The sequence below is a fragment of the Verrucomicrobiota bacterium genome (assembly GCA_027622555.1).
Classification (GTDB): domain Bacteria; phylum Verrucomicrobiota; class Verrucomicrobiia; order Opitutales; family UBA2995; genus UBA2995.
On record JAQBYJ010000192.1, the window covers coordinates 1 to 6,959 of the forward strand.

The 6,959-nt window shown below is 48.1% G+C and carries 4 protein-coding genes; 1 reads left to right on the top strand and 3 read right to left on the bottom strand.

The genetic code is table 11. The annotated features are described in order from the left end of the window. Nucleotides 1-378: 378 nt before the first annotated feature. The 3 genes from O3C43_24260 to O3C43_24270 form a co-directional block, all read right to left on the bottom strand. A complete protein-coding gene (locus tag O3C43_24260; GenBank protein ID MDA1069601.1) occupies nucleotides 379-1,818 on the bottom strand; it encodes a DUF1501 domain-containing protein in 1,440 nt (479 codons plus the stop codon). Nucleotides 1,819-1,824: 6 nt separating this feature from the next. After that, on the bottom strand, nucleotides 1,825-5,085 hold the full coding sequence (locus O3C43_24265) for a DUF1553 domain-containing protein (GenBank protein ID MDA1069602.1): 3,261 nt from the start codon (nucleotides 5,083-5,085) through the stop codon (nucleotides 1,825-1,827). A 73-nt stretch (nucleotides 5,086-5,158) separates the two neighbouring features. Further along, nucleotides 5,159-6,124, bottom strand: a complete 966-nt coding sequence (locus O3C43_24270; GenBank protein MDA1069603.1) for a ThuA domain-containing protein — start codon at nucleotides 6,122-6,124, stop codon at nucleotides 5,159-5,161. A 213-nt stretch (nucleotides 6,125-6,337) separates the two neighbouring features. Here O3C43_24270 and O3C43_24275 point away from each other — a divergent pair, with 213 nt between their 5' ends. Further along, the gene (locus tag O3C43_24275; protein MDA1069604.1) at nucleotides 6,338-6,724 is read left to right on the top strand and encodes a GxxExxY protein; all 387 of its coding nucleotides are present in this window, start codon (nucleotides 6,338-6,340) and stop codon (nucleotides 6,722-6,724) included. Nucleotides 6,725-6,959: the final 235 nt, after the last annotated feature.

Genomic DNA, 6,959 nt, shown 5'->3' on the forward strand with positions numbered 1-6,959 from the left:
CGCACCTCGGTGCAGCCCTACTTCGATAAACTTACTACAAAGGTATTGGATTGACCCTTTTAGCGAAGCGTGGCGTAGCCTTGGCGGAGACAGGTGGTTAAGAAACTACTAAGAAAAATGTTTAACTACGAAATGCGCAGAATTACGCGAAAAACTGAAACTGATTCCCTTTAAGAAGCTTAAGCTAACCACGAATCGACACGAATAGTAAGTTCTGAAAAAGGGCAAAATAATTTCGATCATTCGTGTCAATTGGTGATGGTTCCATTCGTGGTTAAGGAATCATTACAATATCTGTGCCTATCTGAGCAATCTGTGGTTAGGTTAAACTTTGGTTGCGGCTTGGCTGCTATAAGTCCATTCGAAATTAATTAACTTCTATGCCAAGATCCCTTTAACCAGTTTTCCATGCACATCGGTTAATCGGTAATGCCGGCCCTGGAATTTGTAGGTCAGGCGTTTGTGGTCGATACCGAGGATGTGGAGTAGGGTCGCATGCAGATCATGCACATGAACGGGATTCTCCGTTATGTTGTAGCAATACTCATCCGTCGCTCCGTAGGTGATGCCTTGTTTGATACCGGCTCCTGTTAGGAAAATAGTGAAGCAGCGTGGATGGTGATCCCGACCATAGTTCGATTCGGTGAGTGTGCCCTGGCTGTAAATGGTGCGTCCGAATTCGCCTCCCCAAACGACAAGCGTGTCTTCCAGAAGTCCCCGCCGTTCCAAGTCCTCAATCAGAGCGGCTGTTGCCTGGTCGCTATCGTAGCATTGGCCCTTAATTTGTTTGGGCAGAGTTTTGTGTTGGTCCCACCCCATGTGAAACAGCTGCACAAAACGAACGTCACGTTCAATCAGGCGTCGCGCCATGATGCAGTTGCTGGCGTAAGTTCCGCGCGTTCTGGACTCTGGTCCATAGGCTTCAAACGTTGAGTCTGGTTCATCTGAAACATCGGTCAGATCAGGGACGGATGTTTGCATGCGGTAGGCCAACTCATACTGGGAAATACGGGTAGCGATTTCGGGATCTCCAGCCTGCTCATAGCGATATTGGTTAATGGCGTTCAGGTCATCGAGCATTCGGCGGCGGGTGAGGTGGTCGATGCCATCCGGATTGTTTAGATAAAGAACGGGATCTCCCACACCGCGAAACTTTACTCCCTGGTGAGTGGTAGGTAGAAAACCACTTCCCCAGAGCCGATCATAAAGCGGCTGACCGCCCGGGCGACCAGTGCCGGTTGAGACCATCGCTACAAAATCCGGAAGATCTTTGTTCAAGCTTCCCAGTCCGTAGGATAACCAGGAGCCGATGCTGGGTCGACCGGCGATCTGCGAGCCGGTCTGAAAGAAGGTGATAGCCGGGTCGTGGTTGATCGCCTCGGTGTGCATCGATTTGATGAAGCATAACTTATCCGAGATCCGTGCAATGTTGGGCAGGAGTTCACTTACCCAGGCTCGGCTTTCGCCATGTTGTTTGAAGTCGAAAATGGTGGGTGCTACAGGAAATCGTTTTTGCCCCACAGTCATTCCAGTGAGTCTTTGGCCTCGGCGGATAGAATCCGGCAGATCCATATCGTACTGCTTCCTCATTTGAGGTTTCCAATCGAAAAGGTCCATTTGTGACGGAGCTCCCGATTGAAACAAATAAATGACGCGTTTTGCCTTGGCTGGAAAGTTCGGGAATTGATTCTTTGGTGAAGCCGCCAACAGATCCTTGCCGAGCAGGCTACCCAATGCCATGGTTCCCAGACCCGTGGCTGTTTTGCCAAAGAATTGGCGGCGGTTCATGAGAAGACGTGATTCGAGTAGTGGATCCATGGTTGTTTACTCCTTGGTAAGTGCTTCGTCCAGATTGAGAAGGATGTTGGAAATGGTAGTCATTGCCGCCAGGGCCGCAGGGTTCAGGCTTTGATCGGGTTTTGAAACTCCAACTGAAATAAGCTGTTCCGCTTTATCCGGATCGGAACGATAAGTAGTTAAATAGTCCTCATAACCTTTGGTTAGAATATCGAGAATTTCGGGTTCGGGAGAACGGGCGAGGAGAACGCGATAACCAAAAGCGATCTGATCTTTTTCCGAGGCTCCTCCTTCCATCATCATTCGCTCCGCCAGGCCTCGCGCGGCCTCCACAAATTGGGGATCGTTCATCAGGTTAAGCGCCTGAAGAGGAGTGTTGGTACGGCTAGAGCGGACGGAACACGCTTCACGTGCCGAGGTATCAAAGTTCATCATGGAGGGCGGTGGCACCGTGCGTCGCCAGAAGGTGTATAAACTTCTCCGGTATAGATCGTCTCCCTTGCCGACAATATACTTATAGCCCTTGGCGCTTACCTCATCCCAAAGTCCGGCAGGCTGATAGGGCATGACTGGAGGGCCTCCTATTTTTGGTGCCAGAAAACCTGATACAGCGAGTGCCTGATCCCGCAAAGCCTGACCGTCCAATCGGAATCTGGGGCCGCGGGCGAGGAATCGGTTATCCGGATCTTTCTCCAATAGTTCCGGAGTCACAAAAGAGGATTGACGATAGGTGGAGCTCATCACGATTCGTTTCTGCATCTCCTTCACATTCCATCCGCTTTCAATAAATTCACTGGCGAGCCAATCCATCAACTCGGGGTGGCTGGGAGATTCACCCTGCGATCCGAAATCTTCCGTTGATTTGACCAGGCCCGTGCCGAAATACATCTGCCAGTAACGGTTGATGGCCACCCGTGCTGTAAGAGGATTTTTTGGATCCACCAACCATTTAGCCAACCCCAGGCGATTACGTGGTAGCGAATTTCCCAAAGGAGGCAGGGCGCTCAGAGTGGAAGGTGAAAGCTCCTGGCTTTTGTCCGGATGATCGTAAGCGCCTCGGGTCAACAGATAGGTCTTTCGAGGCTTATCCATCTCTTCCATAATACTGACCGATGCCACTTTCTTATTCTCAAAATTCTCGAGCTTTGTTTTTTGCTCTTCGAGCATTTTCGTCAGGCTTTGGCCCTCCGCGTCTTCTCTTATCCAGGTAGTTTCCAGGAAGGATTGAACTGTTTTCTGGGAAGCAGCTAACAACAAATATTTTGGGTCTGTCGTGGAAAGTTTAACCATTTGTGCTTCGGTTAGTTCCTGTTCGTAGACTTGGACGTCATCGATGATACCTCTTAACAAGGTCGCATCACGGAGCGCATCTTTCGCATCCGTTTGAGCCCTGGCACCAAGTAACAGATTGTTGTCTGTTTGCACAGACTTGGGAAGATTGTCTAAAACTACTTTTGTCTCTGCGGGTTGTCCATCGATGAAGAGTTTTACGCCATGGGCTTTGCCGCTTCCATCCCAGCTTACACCAATACGAACAGGAGCACTTGGAAGAATTACCGGACCCGATACCACTTCGATGCCCAAGTTTTCGCGAATGTTGTCCATCAGTTGAAAGGACACGCGGAAGTTTGATTTCTCGCCCGTCTCCTCGAGCATGAGCCGGTAACCTTTCTGGGTTCCATCCTCAGCGGCTGCTAATACGGGACCTTCCGAACCGGCAAATACATTGGGCGTTACCAATTGAATCAGCCACGAATAAGGTCTCTGTGAATCGAAATCGTTCTTATGAGGATTGTTTACCCGAATATAATTGGCCGTTCCAAACTTAAAGCCGCTGCCGAAGGTTGTCCCTTTTTCCAGAGTCGGGTAGTTCGTCCCGCGTCCACCAAATACGCCTTTGAGGGCTGCGTTGCGTGCATTCGGTGTGAAGGTAGCGTTGCCGGAGTCCAAGGGAAAGTGAAGTCGGGCCTCCGGGAATTGGGCAAGTTCATCAATCAGCTCCTGTTTACCCTCCTTTTGTTCATTGATCCATGCGTTGAAAATGGATGCACGATTCTTCGAGAGGTTCTTTATTTCGTTCTCCGTGTTCGAAATGGTTTTCTTCAGTTGAAGGTGCTCTTCTTCGGTACCGGTCGTATAGACCATCATGTTGGGTCGGGGTGCTATATCGCCGTCCTTCCCGTTTTCATCGAGGTTGTGGAAGAAAGCGAATAGCTCGTAGTAGTCCTTCTGAGAAATGGGATCGTATTTATGGTCGTGGCATCGTGCGCAACCTACGGTGAGACCCAACCAAACGGTGGATGTGGTTTCAGCCCGGTCCGCTACGTATTCGACCAGGTATTCCTCCGGGACGATGCCACCTTCATTGTTGATTCGGTGATTGCGATTAAAAGCAGTTGCAAGTCGTTGATTTTTGCTTGGATTGGGAAGCAGGTCACCGGCGAGTTGCTCGATCGTGAACTGGTCAAAGGGCATGTTGCTGTTATAGGCTTCGATCACCCAGTCGCGCCAGGGCCACTGGCTTCGTTGAGCATCATTTTGGTAACCTCCTGAATCGGCATAGCGGGCAGCGTCCAGCCAGACTAGTGCCATACGTTCTCCGTAGCGTTCTGAAGCCAACAGGCGATCCACGACTTTTTCCCAGGCGTCCGGGCTCTTATCATTTAGAAATGCTTCTACTTCGTTCGGCGTGGGAGGGAGACCCGTCAGGTCCAGGGTAACACGTCGGATCTGAGTTTCTTTCAGTGCCAAGTTGGACGGTTCCAGTCCTTCTTCATGTAGTCGGGCTGCGATAAAGTGATCGATTTCATTACTCGCCCAGGATTTGTTCTTTGCTGAGAGATCCGGAATCTCTGGTCGGGAAATGGTTTTAAATGACCAGTGTTCGTCGTATTCAGCTCCTTCCGCAATCCAACGGTCGAGGATTCGTTTTTGCTCCACGCTCAATGACAGCTTTGAATCCTGTGGTGGCATGAGTTCGTCCTCAACTACATCCTCCCAAATGCGAAAATGCAGTTCACTGGCTTCCACATTACCCGGAACGATACCGGCATAGCCACCCAGGTCGGCGATCGCCGCCTCCCTGCTGTTCAAACGAAAGTCCGACTCCTGATTATCTGCATCGGGTCCGTGACAGCGGTAACACTTATCCGACAGGATAGGGCGGACATCACGGTTAAAGTCGAGGCGCGTATCCTGTGCCGAAAGGATGTTTGAGAAACTAAAAAACAGTACGCCCAACTTTGCTAAAGTTGCGAGGCTGGCAGTTTGGTACACGGAGACAGACATCAAGGCAGGGCTATTGCTTCCAGCGATGTCGCTTTTTCTTTATTAGAGAAGTAAGTCGAAAGTAGAAGCGTTATCACAGGTTAGGAGCGAGTGACGGTTTAGACTTTTTAATGTTGGCACTCGGTGTAGAGTCGGCGTCCAGATCGCCCAACGCATACTGAATGCCGTCGAGGAGATGTTTCATTATAACTGGTTTAGCATAGGTGCTTTCATTGTGGCCAAAGTTAGTGTTGAACAGACGACCTTTACCCAATGTCCGTATCCAGGAAACTGGCACTTCCCGCAGACCGGGTTTAAACTTGGCATTGTGTTTCGCAAATTTGGGATCAGAAAGACGAGCTGCTGTTGACTCTTTTGTCATGTCCAGACTTATGAGGATTCGAAGGTTTTCTTCCCCTTGAAAAGTCCCTGGATCGTATTGGTAAATTTCATCCGAGTGCCAGAAACCTCTCTCTCGGAATACGGCGTTCAATGGATGGCTTGGATCATCCACTTTGAAGGCATAAGTTCCATCATTTGTCCATGGATGTCCCGAGAATTGACCGCCCATCATGGCCGCACCTGCTTCCCATTCATAAAAGTTATCGGTCGCGGCGTGAATGCCGACAATTCCTTTGCCGCTATTTATGAAATCCAGAATCGCTTGCCGCTGACTTTCTTCAGGAAACTTCAAGTGCGTGGTATTGTTAAAGATGATCGCGTCATATTGCTCCAGATTCTTTTTTGTGAACACGTTATACTGGTCGGCCAGATCAACGGAAAACGCTTTGGTTTTTTTAGCCATCTCCTCAAGAGCCAAATTGGCTGTCGGTACCGAAGTATGGATAAATCCTTCGCTCCGGTAAAAAACCAGGGCTCTACGTTCCTTCTTTGGCTTCACGGTCGCTTGGCTTGGGGTCCCCCGGCTGATCCCCCGTGCATCCGGTGGATTCGTAAAACGTGCCTCAGCCCGTTCTTCCCAGGAATCCTGGCCGCAAAGAGGCGTCATTATGGCAACCGCACAGAGCCCGAGCAGCGCTAATATCTGAATTTTTTTCATAGGGTAATTGAGTAAAGACATGGAAAATAAGAATTACTCGAAATTGGGCGACTGTTTTTTATTGCACTTTATCCATCCGAAAACTCAGTGAAAAGAAATATTGATTTCTCGAAGAACCGATTGTTTGGAATTTATTGATTTAAATCTACGTGGTAGAGAAAGATAGACCTGTTTCTAAAATTAACTACGAAAAACGCTAAATTACGCGAAAACATGAGGAAAAATATTTTGTACAAGAACGAAAGCTACAGGATAAAGGGTGCTTGCTTTGAAGTATACAAAGAAAAGGGAAATGGGTTCCTTGAACCTATTTATCAAGAATGTTTGGGGTTCGAGTTTTTGGATTCTTCTGTTCCGTTTGTAGAACAAGATCTTTTGAATCTGAGCTACAAAGGAAGAGAGCTTAAACAGAAATATAAACCTGATTTTGTTTGTTTCGGCAAAGTAATAGTCGAAATCAAAGCTGTTAAAAATCTAACTGATGAACATCGAGCTCAAATAATCAATTACCTTAAGTCGACGGATCTAAAGCTCGGACTATTAGTCAACTTCGGTCACCATCCAAAATTGGAATACGAACGATTCGTCAATGAAGGATAAAAACTAATTTCGCGTAATTTCGCGCTTTTCGTAGTTTCTAAATAAAAATAATTCAGTCCAATGTTGGGCAATCTATTCAGATTGATTGGAAAAGAAAACCAGGCGGGAAACAGTAGGCTTTGAATCGAGTCAGAAACCTGGCTAGAATTATCTAGATGTATAACCTATGGGCACTTTGAATAATCAGTTTTTCTTTAGTTGAGACAAATAAAAGTTCTTGGTGGATTCGGACACA